This is a genomic window from Rhizobium sp. Nf11,1 (genome assembly GCF_050587665.1).
In the GTDB taxonomy this organism is placed as follows: Bacteria; Pseudomonadota; Alphaproteobacteria; order Rhizobiales; family Rhizobiaceae; genus Rhizobium.
On sequence record NZ_JBOBHU010000025.1, the window covers coordinates 70,841 to 89,376 of the forward strand.

The window sequence follows — 18,536 nt, forward strand, 5'->3', positions numbered from 1 at the left end:
GTTATCGTCAGTTCGTCACGAAGCGGTTGCGCTTGGCCGCCGCGTGCATGTCCTTGCGCCTAAAGTAGATCGCCCGCCCGCAACGCAGCGGCGCTTGGCCCTGGACGATGATGATCTGCTCGTCCTTGCGCATCGACTGGGTGATCTCGTGCGGCATGATCAGCGGCCGGCGCTGGAAATTGAGGCTTTCGGATTTTCGGGTTCCGCCGCTTTTGGAATCCCAGCCGAGATTTTTTGAACTGCCCTTCACCTCGACCGTCATCTCGCCGCATTGGGCCGAGACATTGCGCGCGGTGTCGAGTGCCTTGATTGCCGCGTAGGATGCAAAGGCGCAGCCGTCGATCCACGACGTCGCGCCGTCCTTGCCAAAATGCCGTTCCAGTTGTCCGACCGATTGATACATCAGCATCATGCTGATCCCATACTTGCGACCGCGATCGCGCGCCTCCTCGAGCACCCGCATATAGCCGAGCAGGTCGACCTCATCGAGCATGAACAGCGCCCGGCGCTTGAAGCCGCCATCGGCCTGCACCATGGCGTTGATCAGCGAGCCAATGATCACCCGGCCGATCCCCGGATAGGAGCGCAGGATCGATGCCGGGATGTTCAGAAAGACGTCCTTCTTGCCCGTAACGATGTCGCTCGACTTGAAGGCATTGCCACAGACGAGCGCGGCATAACTGTCGAGCGACAGCCATTGCGTGTCTTTCGATGCGGTCGAATAGACACCGCTGAAGGTCTGCTCGGTCATGTTGGTGAAGACGCCGAGCGTTTCGCGGATGAAGGCCGATTGCGAGTGCTCCTGAATGTCGCGTAACATTGCCAGCACCGAGGGCTCCGGCTCGGAAACGATCTGCCTGAGACTACGCAAGGTTCGCCGTCCTTCGTATTCGGGAGAGAGCATCACGTGCGCCAGCAAGCCGGTCAAGAGATTGTGCGCCTGGTTCTGGAAATAAGACCCGGTCGAACTTTCAAAGCGCAGGCTCTCCGACAGCAGCATGTGCGCGATGCCGACGATATCCTCCTCCTTTTGCTTTGACCTCTCGATCCCGTCCAGGACGTTGAAGCCCATGACGGGATTGGTGGGGTCGAGCACCATGACCTCTCGGTCAAGCCCAACCGTCCGGTGTTCGACCACCATCGGCGCGACTTCGGTAGACGGATCGAGGCAGATCAGCGGCCCGGTATATCTGAGCGCCGTCGGCACCACATTGCTGGTTGTCTTGTATCCGCCCGACCCGGCGAAGAAGAGCATATGGGTCGAATCGAAGTCCTGTTTGTAGGTGAGCAGCGGCGCCTTGCCGCCTTGACCCCAAGTTGCCGAATCGTTCGGATCGAAGGGCAGCTCGTGGACGATTTCCCTGTCGACGCGATAACGCTCGCCGACGACGATTTCGCCGTTCGGCGGAAACACTCTTGCCGCCGCCGACATCGGGAGCCAGTCCGCGTCTCCGAAGGTCCCGTGCCTGGCACGCTTCACCGGCTCAGGGACGACCGTCGAGATACGCGCGGCGACCGCGACTGCCATGAAGGCTGTGACCGTTCCGAGGACGGCGACCATGTCGAGAAAGGAAAGAGCCCGTTCCCAGGTGACCGTGCCGCTCTCAACGAACGGCGCCAACCGGCCGAACTCGCGCAGCGCATAGTAGCCGGCGACCGACAGAAAGCACGCGAGGCTGGCGATGGCGATCGGCCGCCGGCGATGCATAGGCAGGGCCCATACGGTCAACAGCCCTGAGAGCGGCCCGAACAGCAATGCCGGTAAAGGTGCGGCCCGCAAAAGCCAGTATTCGGCTTTTCCGGACAGTCCGGCGGCAAGACCGTGCCACCGCCAGGCGACGATATAGACGGCAAACACAGTGACAGCGACCGGCACAAGAATGAGCAGCAGGCTGGGATGGAGTTTCGACTTCAACGCCATTCCAGCATCTCCTCGACGGGCGTGATCTGTTCCGATTGAGGGGAGGTTCTGAATGCCTTTTCGCCTATGTCGCGCAGGCGCCGGTATTCCGGCGAACCTGCCTCCACTCTCGTCAGCTCGATGAGCCCGCCAAGCAGGAAAGCCCGATCGGACGACGAAAGGCCCGCCCTGACGACGATGCCGCCTAGCAGGAATTTCTCCCGCGCCGCGCGCTTGCGATCAGCTGTCATGAGAAACCTCCGCCGCCGCTCCAGCCCCACTATTTGCTGGTCGACGCGCTTGAGGAGAAGCGGCAGCAGTCGCCTTCTTTTCGCTTTGGCGAAATCGCGCCGCCACCTCTTCGAAGATGCGGTCAAGTTCATCGTCGGGGATTTCCATTTCCGCCAGTCCATATTTCGTCGCGGCGCGGGCAAATCGCTCCGCCGATCTGACGACGAGCAGCTTCCTGCGTTCGCGCAGTTTTTCGATCTGGGCGTCGAGATCGGTGATCGAAGATTTCTGAGCCATTCTCCGGGTTTCCTTCCTGTGTCGAAGCAATGTGAACGACAGTGGTTATACTAGCTAGATTACTTTAGTAAAATAGGCTATTTTGCATCGCCGAAAACATCGCAGCCAGCAGTCCGGCCAATGCCGTGTTCCGGAAAGACGGCATTGGCCCTTCGGTCCGATCGGTTTGAGGGCGCAATATACGTCGCTGGCGCGACGTGCTTGGAAGGCCAGGAGACGGTATTGGCGATCATGTTCGTCAGAGCGCAGGTGATCAGCAGAGGGGCGGGGCGCAGTATCGTCTCGGCCGCCGCCTATCGCCATCGCGCCCGAATGATGGACGAACAGGCCGGCACGTCCTTCAGCTATCGCGGCGGAGCCGCCGAATTGATGCATCAAGAGCTCGCATTACCGGAGGACGTTCCGGCCTGGCTGAAGGCGGCGCTCGACGGCCAATCAGCTGTCAAGGCGAGCGAGGCGCTCTGGAACGCGGTCGACGCGTTTGAGAAAAGAGCCGACGCACAGCTGGCGCGGGAACTGATCGTTGCCCTGCCGGAGGAACTGACCCGGGCCGAAAACATCGCCTTGGTTCGCGAATTCGTCCGGGACAACCTGACGTCCAGCGGAATGGTTGCCGACTGGGTCTATCACGACAAAGACGGCAATCCGCACATTCATCTTATGACGACGCTCCGACCTCTGACCGAGGACGGGTTCGGGCCGAAGAAGGTCGCGGTCACGGCAGAGGACGGCACGCCGTTGCGCGTCGTCACACCGGACCGGCCGAAGGGCAAGATCGTCTACATGCTCTGGGCCGGTGACAAGGAAACGATGAAATCGTGGAAGATTGCCTGGGCGGAAACCGCGAACCGGCATCTCGCACTGGCCGGTCATGAGGTCCGCCTCGACGGCCGCTCCTACGCCGAACAGGGTCTGGACGGCATCGCGCAAAAGCACCTCGGCCCGGAAAAGGCGGCGCTCGCGCGAAAGGGCGTCGAGATGTATTTCGCGCCGGCGGATCTTGCGCGGCGGCAGGAAATGGCGGACCGGCTGCTTGCCGAACCTGAGCTGCTCTTGAAACAGCTCGCGAACGAACGCTCCACGTTCAACGAGCGTGACATCGCCAAGGCGCTGCATCGCTATGTCGACGATCCCACGGACTTCGCCAATATCCGCGCGCGCCTCATGGCCTCGGACGATCTTGTGCTCTTGCGGCCGCAGCAGGTTGACGGGCAGTCCGTTAGGGTCTCCGAACCGGCGATCTTCACAACGCGAGACATCCTGCGCATCGAATATGACATGGCGCAGTCGGCAGAACATCTCGCCAAGCAGAAAGGCTTTGGTGTTTCGCCGAGGCACGTCGCGGCCGCCGTCGCCAGCATCGAGACGGCCAATCCGGAAAAAGCCTTCAAGCTTGATGCCGAACAGGTGGACGCTGTCCGCCACGTCACCGGTGACAACGGCATTGCCGCCGTCGTCGGTCTCGCCGGTGCCGGCAAGTCGACGCTGCTGGCAGCCGCCCGCGTCGCATGGGAAATCGAAAGCCGCCGGGTGTTCGGCGCAGCTCTCGCCGGCAAGGCCGCGGAAGGGCTTGAAGACAGTTCCGGCATCAGGTCGCGCACGCTCGCCTCCTGGGAGCTCGCCTGGGCCGGCGGCCGGGAATTGCTCCATCGCGGGGACGTGCTTGTCATCGACGAGGCCGGTATGGTGTCGTCTGGGCAGATGGCGCGAGTCCTCAAGACCGTCGAAGATGCAGGCGCGAAAGCCGTGCTGGTCGGCGACGCGATGCAACTGCAGCCGATCCAGGCGGGTGCTGCCTTCCGGGCGATTTCCGAGCGTGTCGGTTTTGCCGAGCTTGCCGGCGTGCGCCGCCAGCGCGATGAGTGGGCGCGCGACGCATCCCGTCTTTTCGCCCGCGGCAAGGTCGAACAGGGCCTCGATGCTTATGCGCAGCGCGGCCACATTACCGAGGCAGAAAGGCGCGACGAAATCATCGGTCGCATCGTTGCCGATTGGACGGAAGCACGTCGTGACCTGCTCCAGAAAATCACCGACGGGGGGACTGCGCCTCGGCTTCGTGGCGACGAACTGCTTGTGCTGGCGCACACCAATGAGGATGTGAAGCGTCTCAATCAATCCCTGCGCAAGGTGATGATGGAGGAGAGCGCACTGACCGACGCGCGCGAATACCAGACGGCACGCGGGCTTCGCGAGTTCGCCGCCGGAGACCGGATCATCTTCCTGGAAAATGCCCGTTTCCTCGAACCGAGTGCGCGCTGCCACGGGCCGCAGTATGTCAAGAACGGTATGCTCGGCACGGTCGTTTCGACCGGTGACAAGCGAGGCGACACGCTGCTGACGGTTCGCCTCGACAATGGCCGCGACGTTGTTCTGAGCGAAGACAGTTATCGCAATATCGACCATGGCTATGCCGCAACGATCCACAAATCTCAAGGCGCGACCGTCGACCGGACCTTCATCCTTGCCACCGGGATGATGGACCAGCATCTGACCTATGTGGCGATGACCCGCCATCGCGACCGCGCCGACCTCTATGCGGCGAGCGAGGATTTTGCGGCGAAGCCGGAATGGGGACATAAGCCACGTGTCGATCATGCCGCCGGCGTCACCGGTGAACTCGTCGCAACCGGCTTCGCGAGATTTCGACCTGAAGACGAGGATTCGGAAAATCCCTTTGCCGATGTCAGGACAAATGACGGAACCGTTCATCGTCTCTGGGGCGTCAGCCTGCCCAAGGCGCTCGAGGAGGCGGGCGTCTCGGAGGGCGATACCGTCACGCTACGGAAGGACGGTGTCGAGAAAGTCAAGGTGACGATCCCGGTCTTCGATGAAAACACGGGCGAGAAGCTCTTTGAGGAACGCGAGGTCGATCGCAACGTCTGGACCGCTAAGCTGATTGAGTCCGCCGAGGCTCGCGTGGAGCGGATCGAGCGGGAAAATCATCGGCCAGAGCTGTTCGGTGAGCTTGTCGAGCGCCTTGGTAGGTCCGGCGCCAAGACAACGACGCTCGATTTCGAAAGCGAGGAAGGTTATCGCACGCTGCGCCAGGACTTCGCACGGCGGCGCGGCATCGACACGCTCGCCGGGCTCGCGGCCGGAATGGAAGAGGGTGTTTCCCGGCAACTGGCGTGGATCGCGGAAAAGAGGGAGCAGGTCGCAAAGCTCTGGGAGCGTGCAAGCGTGGCGCTCGGCTTTGCGATCGCGCACGAACGGCGCACGGCTTATACCGAGGAACTGCGCGTGTCCCTCGCATCGGACATCCCGGCGACCGGGAAACATCTGATTCCGCCCAGCACCATATTCGCCCGCAGCGTCAATGAGGATGCGCGCCGGGCGCAACTCGCCTCGCCGCGTTGGAAAGAGCGGGACGCCATCCTGCGGCCGGTGCTCAAAAAGATCTATCGCGATCCGGAAGCAGCACTTGTCCGCCTGAACACACTGGTGTCGGATACGATGATCGAACCCCGCAAGCTTGTCGACGATCTTGGCGTCAAGCCAGAGCGGCTCGGCCGCCTGCACGGGTCCAATCTCATGGTTGACGGTCGGGCAGCACGCGATGAGCGTGCCGCCGCGACGGCGGCGATCAAGGACTTGCTGCCGCTGGCTCGGGCGCATGCGACCGAGTTCCGCCGGACCGCAGGCCAGTTCATCGAGCGCGAGCGGACGCGCCGGGAATACATGGCGCTGTCGATCCCGGCGCTTTCGAAACCGGCGATGGCGCGCCTCGTGGAAATCGAGACGATCCGCGGACGAGGCGGCGAGGGCGCCTACAAGACTGCCTTCGCCTATGCAGGTGAGGACCGAGCGCTTGTCCAGGAGGTCAAGGCCGTCAACGACGCATTGACGGCACGGTTCGGCTGGAGCGCCTTTACTGCCAAGGCAGACGCAGTCGCCGAGCGCAACATCACTGAGCGCATGCCCAACGTTCTTTCTCCCGAGCGTCGCGACAGGCTTACCCGTCTCTTCGCCGTCATCCGGCGCTTTGCCGAGGAACAGCATCTCGCTGAGAAACAGGATCACTCAAAAATCGTTGCCGGCGCAAGCGTCGCGGCCGCTCCGGAGACGGTGACTGTCTTGCCAATGCTCGCCGCCGTGACCGAGTTCAAAACACCGGTGGAAGAAGAGGCGCGGTCACGCGCGACAGCAGCCGCGCACTATCGTCATCATCGCGCGGCTCTCACCGAGAACGCGAAGCGCGTCTGGCGCGATCCCGCCGGCGGCGTCGAAAAGATTGAGGCGCTCCTCGTTAAGGGTTTTGCTGGCGATCGCATTGCGGCGGCCGTCAACAATGATCCCTCCGCCTACGGAGCGCTCAGAGGGTCCGGCCGGCTGGTGGACAAACTGCTTGCCCCCGGCCGCGAGCGAAAGGAAGCCCTTCTCGCCGTGCCGGAAACAGCAAGCCGCATCCGTTCGCTCGCTGCGTCCTACGCCAGTGCGCTTGATGCCGAAACACGAGGCATTATCGAAGAGCGCCGGCGCATGGCTGTCGCCATTCCCGGATTGTCAATGGCGGCCGAAAATGTCCTCAATCGGCTGACGGCCGAAATGAGCAAAAAGGGCAGCAAGCTCGACATCGCCGCCGGTTCGCTCGGTCCGGCCATCGCCCGCGAGTTCGCCACGGTCAGCCGGGCGCTCGACGAGCGTTTCGGCCCCAAAGCCATTCTGCGCGGCGAAAAGGACGTCATCAATCGCGTGGCGCCGGCCCAGCGGCGCGCCTTCGAGGCAATGCAGGAAAAGATGAAGGTCCTGCAACAGACGGTTCGACATCAGGGCAGCGAACAGGTTCTCTCCGAACGCCGGCAGCGCACCATCGATCGCGCGCGCGGCCTCAGTCGATAGCACTTTAGAGACATCAGAGAAGGGAAAGGAAAAGCACATGGCAGGTCAGGACATGCCTTACGAAGCAACCATCCGCACCGATATCGCCATCAGGATTCTCAATCAGGCGCGCGCCATCGTCACGGCACGCGCCTATACGCTCGATGAACAGGATCCGGCCGCCGCCGACCGGTTGCGCGACCGTCGCCGCGACCTCCTCGACCTCCAGGAAAGTCTCGGGCCCGAACATCCTGACGCGGTGGAACATGTCATCGCCCTCTGGGGGCCGCGCGTCCAGGACGAGACCCGCTTCTGGGCGGAGTTCTGATCATGGCGGAGGACGTGGTCGGGTTGCTCTCGCCCGAGAGAAACGAGAAGATTTTTCAGAGAGACATTTTGCGTGATTATCTGCCGGAAAGGATGGGACGATCGGAGCAGCCGCGCCTGATCCTGATCGGCGGCCAACCTGGCGCCGGCAAGACGACGGTTCTAACCGCGAGCCATCACGAACTTGCGCAATCAGGACCGACCATTCGCATCGTCGGCGACGACCTCAGATCCTATCATCCGCAATTCCTTGCCTTCCAGCGTCAGGATCCGGAGACCGCGTCCCAATTCACACAAGGAGATGCCGGACGCTGGACCGAGAAGCTGCTGTCGGTTGCGGCTGAACGGCAGGTCAACATCGTCTTCGAGACCACGATGCGCACGCCGGAAAATGTCGCCCGGGTGATTGAAGTGGCGCGGCATGCCGGCTACGCGGTCGAGGTGCGTGCTGTCGCCGTCAATCCCCGCGTCAGTTGGCAGGCAAATCATTACCGCTTCGAGGAAATGCTGCATGCCGGGCTGGCGGCACGGATCCCCCCGCAGCACGTTCATGATGCCGCCATCGACGGTCTTCGCGTCAGTCTAGACAAGATCGAAAGCGAGCATTTGGTCGACCGCGTGCAATTGCGCACACGTGGCGGCTCCGTCATCTACGACAATGAGCGCCCCGACGATCAATGGACGCATCGCCCCAGTGGCCGGCTGGCATTGGAGCGCGAGCAGTCACGGCCAATGACACCTGGAGAGTTGCAACGCTTCGCGGACGATTGGCACCATGTGCTCGCCCGGATGGAAGAGCGGAGTGCTTCAAGGGAGCGGATCGCAGCAGTGGAAATCCGTGCACAAGAAGATGTTGCTCATCTCTTGGCGCAACGCCGGGAAACGGAGGGCGCCCAAAGCAAAGTACGTGGCGGGACAATCCTGCAGGAACCCAACGACGGTCATCGCCTGTTCGTCGAGCTCTACCACAATGCGATCCGCGACGCCGAGCGCCGTCCGATCGGCAATGTCGAGGCTCATGCCGTCGGACGCCTCACGCAGAGCTACATGGCTTTGAAGCTGGTCGAGGTGGCACGCGATCTTGGCCTGCTGCCGGACGAGAGCAAGATCGTCGCAACGCGGGCCTTTGCACAGGACAAGCGCGGGTCGCTCGAATTCCCCGCGGCGCATCGCCTGCCGGCGGACCTCGCCGTGGAAATGCCGGACGGGACACGACGGCGGCTGACCGACATGTTCGGCCTGGAACTCAATCGGGTGGCGATTGACCGCGAGGTGTTCAGTCCGACGGACCGCATGTCGCGTCTCGCCAATGTGGCCGATTCCTGGGCGGAGGCCGCCGGCATGCGAAAAGCCCTCGCCGGGGCGGCAAACGCCGTGGTGCGTGGTGTATCTGCCGATGAGGCGCTGTCGCGGATTATCGAGCCGGGATATGCGCTTGCGATCGCTCAAACCCGGCGCCGGCTCGAGCGCAATCTGATGCTCACCGAAAGGGCGGCGATTGCAACCTCGATTGTTGATGTGAACGGAGAGCCCTTGCGCGCGATGCGGGATGTCCTTCGCCTCCGCTCGGCCGAGCTGGACAATCGCGCCCGCGCCAAGGCCATGATGGAGGCCGTGCTCTCTGAGACTGCACGACATGACAGTCTGGAACCCGCTAAGCGGCGCGCCGCGGACGTCTTTGCGCAAGGCATCGCCGGGAACGAGCGAATGCTGCGGATAGAGACGGAGTGTCACGTCGAGCATGCAGTGGTTTCACCGCCGCCGCTTGTTCCGGCGCGGGATATTCCGGACCTCAGCGAAAGCGAAATCGGCGCGCGTCTGCAGCAATCGACACGACTCGCCGACAAGCGGACGGAGATCGAACACCTGTCGCGGCTGGTCTTCGGCAACAGCCAGGCCGCTTCGGTGGAGGCGATTACGGATGCGCGAACCGGCGCTGCTGCCGGCGACGACGTGCGGGCGGGCCGGCGCGGCGAGATGGCCGGGGAGGGGCGGACCTTGTTGCGCGGCCCAACCCTCGAGCGCCTGACGGCCGAAGCGCATGTGCAGAAGCTCGCAGCGGCGTTGGCCGACTATGGGTTGACGGTCGACTTCGAGCGGCATCAGGTCGTCACACAGCGCCGTGAGGAACAGGCCCGTCAGCGTGTGGAAATTCCGTTACCGTCCAGCAAACTTTCTGGGGTCCTGTCATCGGAAGGTGAGGAGCGGTTTCGATCCTTCCAAAGTGATGAGGCTCTCAGACGCGAATTTGAACGTCTGTCCCTGGCGGTGACGAAAAGACTATCGCCGGCGGACCTTGCTCAGTTGACAGCCGGCGACCTCTCAAGGTTCGCCAAGACCCACGGAATTGATGAGCAGCAGGCAACGAAGGTGAAAACGATTGTGTCCCAGGTACGTAGCGTGCAGCAGGACATGACGGCGCGTGTCCGGGAACGAGCGCGGACGGAGGCTGTCACTTTGGTGAGGCGCTGAGGCCTCTGAGAATTTCTACGAGATGATCGTAATGCCGGCACGCAGTCCATAGTCGCGGAGCTCGAGAAGGAGGCCCGCATTCGAAGCGACTGGCAAGGAATCCCTGATCTCGAACTCGTCCTCTGCGATACGATCCTCGAAAAGAACGATACATTGATCGGGATCACATTGACGGGAGGTCCAGATCAGGCCGTCGACATCCGGCGACGCACCGTGAATTGCCTGCGCCCATGAACCGGTGTCAGCATAGGTAGACTTCGACGTTTCGATCAGGTCTGAGCGGCTAATGCCCCATGCCTTCAAGTCGGGCGCAAAAAGGCTTGCCAACACCAGATTCCGTTTAGGGACAATGATGCTGATCGTCCGCTGTTCGACGGTGGCGAGGCGAACAGTTTTGAATGCGGAGGTGGGTTCTATGTCGTGAAAGATCGACTCGAAGGCCGCAGCCTCTCTGCTTGTTGCGGCATAGAGCGTCGGCACGCAGTTCCCGGCACCGTCGTTGAATGGTGCAAAACGCGTTCGTTGCCCCATGCAGGGATTGAATTGTGCTGCGCCAAACGAGGAAAGGTGGTTGCGATGAAGCTTTGTCCCCACCTTGAGCGTCCGCCTGTTGATGTTCGGAAAAGGCGAAGGTGGGCCCGGCACGGCTCGAGATATCAACCGACGACCTCTTGGCGTTCATGCTCGGCTGCAGAAACAACTTCATCCGGATGATCAAGCATGTCGACCGGTGTCTTGTCATCAAGCCAGCCGTTGGCAGATACAAACCAGAAGGCCCGTTGCCAGGCGGAGAAGGATTGAGGCAGCGTCGCAAGTGCCGCTTTAATCGCCGGACGCGGGCGGCCATCACTGAACTGGAAGGCGGGGAAATATTCCGTGCCACGATGCTGAACCGAAAAGATGTCACCCGCCTTTTTCCAGCGTGCGGCGGTTGCATAAGGATTCTTAGCGGAGGATCCTGCCAGGCTTGCGACCTCGGCACTGGTCAACTGCGCGATCTCCCGGATGAACCGGTCGCGAAGCTCGAGGTTATCCTTGGCAAGCGCGCCGCGCGCCTCCCCAAGTTCATCAGGCAGGATGACATCGGCAAGCTTGTTGATGGCCTCTTCCAGCCGGCTTTCTTCCAACGAGCCGCTGACACGGACCAATGTCTTCAGAAATGTCTCGACCGTGGTCCGATAGTTCTTGGGTAGATCGGGCTTGAGCTTGAGTATCACTGAATCGCCGGTCGCAATGTCGGCCATGGCACTGGCAAGCCGTGCAAGCTCGGCGTCGCCTTTACCACCTGGCGCCACATTGAGTTTGACAAGCGTTTGCAGGAAGGCGTTCATGAACCTGTCATGAAGCGCAGGCTGGTCGCCCAATGTTACAGCGACCGCACCGCCCCTTTTGCGACGGCTCAGCGTCGGCGCATTTGACGAGGCTACGGTCTTGGGCCGGTCAATCATTACGACGTCAGAAAACAGGGCTTCATTCATGGCCGCCTCGTGAGATAAGTGAGCAAATACCCTATATCACTTATGTCACGTGAAGTCGAATTCAATATCTTCGTGTATGGTTTGCGGCTGGTTGGCAACCGGCATTCCATGGGAGCGATGCGATCGGCGGACTTCAACTATGGTCTCGCACGTGGTCCTTGAAGAGAGCGTCGCACGGTCTCGAATGGGGTGCCTTCCGCGAAATACCAGGTGTCGAGATCTAAGGTGGGTGCAACCATCCGCGTACTCATCTCGATCAGAGCGCGGATGCCGCAGCAAGCAGAGAAGTCACTTGCGCCGACCCAGAACATTAAACCGTCGCTAATAGGCTCCATCATCGCCCGGCCGGCGTCGAAGTCAAGATGCTCGCCGCTCAGGCGCGGGCCGACTAACTGAAATCTCTCGATCATATATGTGAGGATGTCTGACCTGATCTTTGGTGCATCGTCGGTTGCGACGAAGGCTTCCATGGCGTGTCGATACAATTGGCTATCTCCGGAGAGGCTCACCACTTGGTGGCTTCGAGCAGCAGGTCTGTCGTCGTGGTTCAGGCGGGGGCGCGCAAGTAGGGCGGAAAGCCCGTGGCGTTATCCGGTGTTGGTAAAGAGGCACTGCGATTTGCATTCTCGCACGCATGTTCGACAACACTCGGCCTGACACCTCGAAAGCACCGCAGCAGACGGGGCGCTTACCGAAGCCATCTGACCGCCCGAGCTCGTCGAACGCGGCGCCGGCTCTTTCATAGATGCGCCGCATATACGGTTCGTAGTTCGAAATCATCGTGTGGATACCGTTGTCGAGCGCCACCTCACAGAGCGCCAGCAGAAGGAGGCAAAGCGCTCGCTCGCACCGCATGTCAGGAAAATCGCGGGCAAGCGCCTCCTCGTCGACACACATGAGCGTGCCCTCCCATATGCCGGGTGCGATCAGATCGGCGGCATGGGGAAAAGTGGAGCGGAAAACGTCGTAAAGAAGGGTGGGGCCGGTGGTCGGCATCAGCCGCACCGCCCCATAGAGCTGGTCTCGATCGTCATCGCACCAAATGAGATAACCCGGATTGTGGCCGTCATAGCGGTCGCGTTCATACGGACCGGATGTCTTGACCTTCCAGCGCAGCTGATCGGCAAAGACTGTCTTCCTCAACCGGAAATATTGATCCAGCAAGTGTTCATATCGGCCGTACTGATGGCCCTGGACGAGTGCATACGGTCGCCTCCATTTGGATGTCGGCGAGAACATGCAATCGAAAGTGCAGGGAGAAAATGTCCGCAACCTGATACCCTCAAGTGTAGGTATTGCCATAGGGATTGATCAGGCGCAGTTGTGCAGCGCGTGCGGTTGCGGCTGATCTGGTCGCACATCCCAGTTTTAGTTGTGCCGATTTGAGGTAGGAACGAACGGTGTGCTCTGACAGGCCGAGAATGGCGGCGATTTGGGGAGCTTCCTTTCCAAGCGCGGCCCAGTGCAGGCATTCGACCTCGCGGCCCCCTAGCAAAGGAACCGGATCGTCTTCACCATAAAGTTCACGGACCGCCTTCTTGTGGATGAGAAAGGCGAGCTCGACCCATTCTTCGCGCTGCTCCACGACGAGGGCACTCCATTCGCGGTCTGGTTTTTTGGAGTTCAGCGAAAAGAGCGCGCGGCGCGACTTGGTGACGACCGGAATCGAGAACCCGTTCTCGCCAAGACCGAACGTTATAGCGTCGGCATAAAATGCCAGCGCGGCCTCCGGGATTTCAACTTCGCGCCAATCGAAGGGCAACTGCCGAACGAGACCCTCGTGCAGGATAGGATCGACTTTGACAAAGTCCTTCAGGAGGTAGCGTGCCACCCACGGATCGGGATAGGTGGTCCTGACAAAGGGTGTGTCCACCGCGCCTGCGATGGTCTGGGCGAGATGATAAGTGACAAAGTCGACTCCATAGTTCGCCTGAACAATTCTGATCGCCTCGTCGACGGTGGGTGCGCCTTCAATGCCGGCGGAAGTGATACGAAGCAGCGCGGATTCGTTTGTCTGCATAAGAAAATCTCCACAACACGAGCGTCCTGTGGGACGCCCTTCTTTGGACGTTGACGCGAGAGGCAGCGCTTCGCCGGGAAGGAGGTTCGGCGACACCGGCCGTCAACCGACAGTGCGAGGGCCGAAAATATTGCATTTGGAAATCCTTAGCTGCGCTACGCGCGGGTGGCGTCGCAGGGGGCGGCCGTTATCCATTGCGTTGCTCACTTCTGCAAAACAGAGGAAACGAGCGCAGCCGGCTTGCGGGCGGCGTCAGGCGGGCGTTCAACGAGAATGGTGACTTTCGGCGGCTGGGCGTCTGGGGCGAGATCCGCTAGTTCCTGGTCCAGTTGCTTGTCGGCCGCCGTCAGACGGTGATGCAGTCGGTGATCGTTCGTCCAGGTCGGTGTGCGGTAGGTCTCGAGCCAGCGCGAGGGTTCGCTGACATCGCGGGTGAGCGTCCATTGCCTTGCCCCAGCCCGGCTTTGCACATGCCGACGTCTGCGCATGACGTCCATGAACTGATTGGCATTGTCGTGCGCAATGGAATATTCGATGGTGACCAGAATCGGCCAGTCTTTGGGCTCGAGATCGAGCGCGATCGCCGGCACAACGAACGACCCGGACGGTTCCAGTGCCGGGTCGACACGGTTGCTGATCGGCAGCTTGACACCCGAGGCGGCGGCGAACAGCGACGCCACGGCGGAAGCTGTGAGCGCAGAGAAAAGCAAATGAGTCTCGGCGTGCCCCAGAGCCAGCTGCCGCCGGCGATGCCGCCATAGGTGACGGCGCTGTAGATCGAGATGGTCCGCCCCGCCACCCAGCGCGGACTGGCGAATTGCACGTTGACGCCGAGGACCGATAACGCCGTTACCCAGCCGGCGCCGCCAAGCGCGAGCGACGCGGCAAACTCCCACGACAGTGCACAGGTCGCGCAGGCGATGCAGGCAGCAACGAAGATTCGTTCCTGCGCGAAGCTCTGCCGGAGAGGCTGATTTGCCAGCCCGGCGACAAGTGCACCAGTGCCGAAGCCGGCCATCAGAAGGCCACCGGCGAGCGGACCCGCCGAAGGCGCCGACGACGATGAAGCCGCCCAGCGCCGCACCGTCACAGCGCCCCGTTTTGTTGCCGGCCGACATCAGCATGAACGCCGCCGGATGAATGGGCGTATGCTTCCTCTCGAAATAGGTGCTTTGCCATCCGCCATTGTCGTTGGAGATGACTTTAATGTAGCCGGTGCGAATATAGATGTAGGCATGGGCCGTGTAGACGGCATGCTCGGTGATATTCGCAAGGCCCGCCTTGAGGCTCTCCTCGCTGCCGCAATTGCGGTGAGGTCGGTCATCTTGTCCAGCAAGTGTTGCAATCAAAAGTCCTTGGGCAGTGAGTTAGAACACATCACGTTGAACCTTTTGGCGCCGATACCTGAAAATGCGCCTGTTCCCATCCCGCCAAGGAAAGGACAGCTTGGGCGGGAGATGGAGCAAAAACCAGGCCAGCTAACTCGCCCTGCGGTAGCGCCTGAAAATCAGTCGGTTCCGCAAAAGCTGTGCTTCCAGATCCTGTTGTTCATGTATCGAAAGCGAAAAAAAGTCTCATCGGTGAGACGCCCGGCTGGTTATAGCGCGGCTTCGAGCTGCAGAGGTTTGAGATCAGGGACGCGAGGAAATCCTAGTAACAGCGGATTCTTCAGTGGTGCCAGTTGTCCTCGGATGTTGTCATCAGTTGCCGCAGTTATTGCCCACCTCCTCTGCTTTCTGTCTTCAGGTCATGAGACCGCCACCGCAGGACGGGACTGCGGACGGAAGCATCATGCCAACCTCCGCAAGTGTCCGCCATGCGGCTGGCTGCTCATCAGCAGCACATGGATCAGGGTGAACAGCCGCCGCGCGGTGTCGATGTCGACGGCGACCTTTGAGGCGAGACGCGCCTGCAACAGTTCGGCCGCTTCGTTGTGGATGCCGCGGCGCCCCATGTCGATCGCCTCGATCTTCTCCGGACTGGCGCGGCCGGCGGCGTCGTTGAAGCTGTCGCAGATGAGGGCATAGTCCTTCAGATGCCGGCGAAACGGCGTCAGCGACAGATGATGGCTCACGATATGCTCGCCGTCGTCAAGCAAAATCGTCATCACCAGACGGCGGTCGACAAGTGCGAGCTCGAGGCGGTAGGGGCCGCCGTCATGGCCGACGGGAGCGAAACTGTTCTCGTTCAGGAGATCGAAGATCGCAATCGCCTGTTCCCGCTTGAGATGCGGATCGTCCTGAACACGAAAGGAGCCATCGAGCGAGACGGCGCAGAGCCGCGCGCCGGATGGTGAGGCTTTAGAGACCGTGGCCGCCTTCATGTCGCGCCTCCGCCATTCGGCGCCACATGCGTCAAACACGGTCGGGATAGAGGGGGCTGCCGTCGGCCGCGAGAGCCAACGGCAGCCGAATTACCCCGGGGGACCGGCGTCGCGGTTCCCTCCGGGGTTACGGCAGACCGGGGTCCGCCTGTGCGACCGGCCTGCCGTGTCTTGCAAAAGTTGCTGGAAAGTGCAGGTTTCGTCAAAAAAATCGCTGCCGTTGAAGGATGTTCAACGGCAGCCAAGCGACCCTGAGAGGGCGGGGAAAGACGTGCCGCACTGAGGGTTGAACCATATCCGGCCGCGACGGGGCGCCCGGCGGAATGCGTCGCCATTTTGTCCGTGCCGCTGGCAGCAAGCCTTGGGCTGTGCGTAGACCCACAGAACGTGGCTGCCGCCGGAACGCCGTCGGCGACAGCCACGCCGCCCTGGGAGGCTGGGCGAAGGAGAAGTCGGCTGGAAACATGTCCTGCAGGAATTCCCGGGCGAACCGCGATAGCCGTTCGTATTCGTTGCCGGGCGGTGCCAGGGATACCGCTGCAGATCCAGGGAAAGTCGGCTGCCGTCGGGACCTGATCGGCGGCAGCCGAGGTACCCTGCGCGGCTGGGGTAAAAGCCAAGCGCAGGTCAGGAGCTTGTGCGGACCGGCCTTGACGACGGATGCTCGTCGCCAGGCCAGCCAAAGAGCCGCCGCCGAACATGCGATGCAAGGATTGCTGTCTGTTGACCGTCTGCCGCATCTCAACTGCTCCTCACGGCCGCGATACGCGGGCTATCGGCTGGCTGCGTGCGCGCGACGGGGTGGTCGAGCGCTCGATCGTCAGCACGGTCTGAGGGGCGGCTTCTCCGTCATGCAGCGCCGCAAGCTCAGCGCCGAGCTCCTGATCGGTGGCCGACAGGCGGTGGTTCAACCGCAGATAATCCGTCCAGGTCGGCGTGCGGAACGTTTCCGTCCAAAGGGTCGGGGTCAGGAGATTGCGCTGGAGCGTCCAGTTGCGTGCTCCCGCCTGGCTCTGAATGCGCCGGCGCTTGCGCATGCAGGCGAGAAAGGCATCGTGATCCTGTTCGGCGATGACATAGTCCACCTTCACGACGATCGGGCCGCTTCTCGGCTCCAGGTCGAGCGCAAGCGCCGGAGGTTCGAAATCGGAAGCTTCCTGCTCGGCTTCGTCCCACAATTCGATCGGCAGCACGAATGCGGCGGCGGCCACCAGCGTAAGGACCACCGCGGCCCCCTGGAATGCCATGGTCAGCGAATAGGTCTGGGCGATAAAGCCCCAGATCCAGCTGCCGGCCGCCATGCCGCCATAGGAGAGGGCGTAATAGATCGACAGCGTACGGCCGACGACCCAGCGCGGGCTCGACAGCTGGATCGCGACGTCGACACCGGTCCAGGTTAAAAGCCATCCCGCGCCGCCAATGGCGAGCGCCAGCGCCGCTACCGGGATCGACGTCGTCAAGGGGAGCAGGAAGCAGCACGCGGCACAAGCGACCGCGGCAAGCGCGATCAGCCGGTCCTGCGGCACGATCCGGTGCAGGTGACTGCTGCTCAGACCGGCGCTGAAGGCGCCGATGCCGAACGCCGCCAGCAGTGCGCCGTAAACAATCGGTCCGCCGGTCAGATGATCGCGGACGATCAGCGGCAGCAGCGCGAGGATGGAAATGCTGGCCACGCCGAACAGGGTCCCGCGCACGATCGCCGCCCGGATTTCCGAGGACATCGCGGTAAAGCGCAACCCGTCGTGAATGGCGATCGTGACACGCTCGCGCGGCAGCGAGGACGAGCGCACGTGCCATTTCGAGCGGGAGATCGCAGCAAGCGGCACCAGATCGCTCAGCGCCGCGAGCACGAAGGCCGCAAGCGGGCCGAAGAAGGCAAGGATCGCGCCACCGATGGCAGGACCGGTGCTGCGAACGATGTTATAGCCGATCGACATCAGCGTCACCGCCGCGGGAATGTCGCGCTTTTCCAGGATATCGCCGACGGAGGCGTGCCAGGCCGGATCGTTGAGCGCAAAGCCGCATCCGGCCAGGAACCCCAGTCCGAGGATCAGCCACGGGCTGACAAGGCCGAGCGCAACGGACACCGCCAGCGTCATCGATGCAAGCGCGATCAGGAAATGTCCGGCGAGCATGACGCCGCGCCGGCTGAAACTGTCGGCGATGGCGCCGGCAAGGATCGACAGGAAGAAGGCCGGCAGTGTCGACGAGGCCTGCACGAGCGCCACCATCAGATCGGAGGCCGAGATCGTCGCCATCAGCCAGCTGATCGCCGTCGTCTGGATCAGCCATCCGAGGCTGGAGATCTGCGTCGCCGACCAGATCGCACGAAACGCCCGGTTCCGGAGCGGAGCCAGGGTCGTGGAAACGGCCGGATGCGGATCGTCGCGCTGCATTGCTTATCTTGTCTTTCCAGGCTCCTAACGCCTTGCTGCGATGCAGCAGAATATCTGGTGTCGGTGGGCGGATTTCTCCATTATGCGGTCAGCCGATGCAGGAAACCGGCATATACCGGGGGTAGGTAGTGTGTTCACATCGTTACGTTATAACTGTCAAAGCTGATTAGGAATGTGACTCTGCCAACCGATTAGAAATGCGACGCTGGCACTGACGCTCAGCCCCCGATCCGACCGGCTGAGCCGGGTTGCAAGGGAGGAGCGGGGCGGGTGA

General features: G+C 61.8%; 13 protein-coding genes and 1 pseudogene. 3 read left to right on the forward strand and 11 right to left on the reverse strand.

Translation table 11 applies throughout. The features are described from left to right. Positions 1 to 7: 7 nt before the first annotated feature. The 3 genes from traG to ACQ7C1_RS27095 are packed head-to-tail and all read right to left on the reverse strand — an operon-like array spanning position 8 to position 2,428. On the reverse strand, positions 8 to 1,921 hold the full coding sequence (gene traG / locus ACQ7C1_RS27085) for a Ti-type conjugative transfer system protein TraG (RefSeq protein WP_430960502.1): 1,914 nt from the start codon (positions 1,919 to 1,921) through the stop codon (positions 8 to 10). Then, positions 1,912 to 2,151 carry a conjugal transfer protein TraD gene (locus ACQ7C1_RS27090; RefSeq protein ID WP_430960503.1) on the reverse strand — a complete coding sequence of 80 codons (240 nt, stop codon included), beginning with the start codon at positions 2,149 to 2,151 and terminating at the stop codon, positions 1,912 to 1,914. Before ACQ7C1_RS27090 ends, traG begins: the two co-directional genes overlap by 10 nt. Beyond that, a complete protein-coding gene (locus tag ACQ7C1_RS27095) occupies positions 2,141 to 2,428 on the reverse strand; it encodes a TraC family protein (protein WP_430960504.1) in 288 nt (95 codons plus the stop codon). Before ACQ7C1_RS27095 ends, ACQ7C1_RS27090 begins: the two co-directional genes overlap by 11 nt. A 222-nt stretch (positions 2,429 to 2,650) precedes the next feature. On the opposite strand from ACQ7C1_RS27095, the gene traA reads away from it, so the two are divergent. Genes traA through ACQ7C1_RS27110 form a run of 3 tightly spaced genes read left to right on the forward strand, consistent with a single transcriptional unit; the run spans position 2,651 to position 10,045 of the window. Next, positions 2,651 to 7,267: a Ti-type conjugative transfer relaxase TraA gene (gene traA / locus ACQ7C1_RS27100; RefSeq protein ID WP_430960505.1), complete on the forward strand. Its 4,617-nt coding sequence runs from the start codon at positions 2,651 to 2,653 to the stop codon at positions 7,265 to 7,267. A 37-nt stretch (positions 7,268 to 7,304) separates the two neighbouring features. Further along, on the forward strand, positions 7,305 to 7,574 hold the full coding sequence (locus ACQ7C1_RS27105) for a hypothetical protein (protein ID WP_430960506.1): 270 nt from the start codon (positions 7,305 to 7,307) through the stop codon (positions 7,572 to 7,574). A gap of 2 nt (positions 7,575 to 7,576) precedes the next feature. After that, positions 7,577 to 10,045 (forward strand): zeta toxin family protein, encoded by a 2,469-nt coding sequence (locus ACQ7C1_RS27110; RefSeq protein WP_430960507.1) that lies wholly within the window; start codon positions 7,577 to 7,579, stop codon positions 10,043 to 10,045. Positions 10,046 to 10,060: 15 nt separating this feature from the next. Here the strand turns inward: ACQ7C1_RS27110 and ACQ7C1_RS27115 are convergent, their stop codons facing one another. The 8 genes and pseudogenes from ACQ7C1_RS27115 to ACQ7C1_RS27150 form a co-directional block, all read right to left on the reverse strand. Continuing rightward, the gene (locus ACQ7C1_RS27115) at positions 10,061 to 10,639 is read right to left on the reverse strand and encodes an RES family NAD+ phosphorylase (protein WP_430960508.1); all 579 of its coding nucleotides are present in this window, start codon (positions 10,637 to 10,639) and stop codon (positions 10,061 to 10,063) included. Between the two features lie 62 nt (positions 10,640 to 10,701). Beyond that, positions 10,702 to 11,523: a hypothetical protein gene (locus ACQ7C1_RS27120; RefSeq protein ID WP_430960509.1), complete on the reverse strand. Its 822-nt coding sequence runs from the start codon at positions 11,521 to 11,523 to the stop codon at positions 10,702 to 10,704. A 137-nt stretch (positions 11,524 to 11,660) separates the two neighbouring features. Beyond that, positions 11,661 to 11,993, reverse strand: a complete 333-nt coding sequence (locus ACQ7C1_RS27125) for a hypothetical protein (protein ID WP_430960510.1) — start codon at positions 11,991 to 11,993, stop codon at positions 11,661 to 11,663. A gap of 19 nt (positions 11,994 to 12,012) precedes the next feature. Beyond that, a complete protein-coding gene (locus tag ACQ7C1_RS27130; protein ID WP_430960515.1) occupies positions 12,013 to 12,762 on the reverse strand; it encodes an acyl-homoserine-lactone synthase in 750 nt (249 codons plus the stop codon). 43 nt (positions 12,763 to 12,805) lie between these two features. Then, the gene (locus ACQ7C1_RS27135) at positions 12,806 to 13,543 is read right to left on the reverse strand and encodes a LuxR family transcriptional regulator (protein ID WP_430960511.1); all 738 of its coding nucleotides are present in this window, start codon (positions 13,541 to 13,543) and stop codon (positions 12,806 to 12,808) included. A gap of 203 nt (positions 13,544 to 13,746) precedes the next feature. Then, a pseudogene (locus ACQ7C1_RS27140) lies at positions 13,747 to 14,561 on the reverse strand (MFS transporter). A gap of 771 nt (positions 14,562 to 15,332) precedes the next feature. Next, positions 15,333 to 15,866: a UPF0262 family protein gene (locus ACQ7C1_RS27145; protein WP_430960512.1), complete on the reverse strand. Its 534-nt coding sequence runs from the start codon at positions 15,864 to 15,866 to the stop codon at positions 15,333 to 15,335. Between the two features lie 752 nt (positions 15,867 to 16,618). Continuing rightward, complete coding sequence (locus tag ACQ7C1_RS27150) at positions 16,619 to 18,262, reverse strand: MFS transporter (protein ID WP_430960513.1); 1,644 nt, start codon at positions 18,260 to 18,262, stop codon at positions 16,619 to 16,621. Between the last annotated feature and the right edge of the window lie 274 nt (positions 18,263 to 18,536).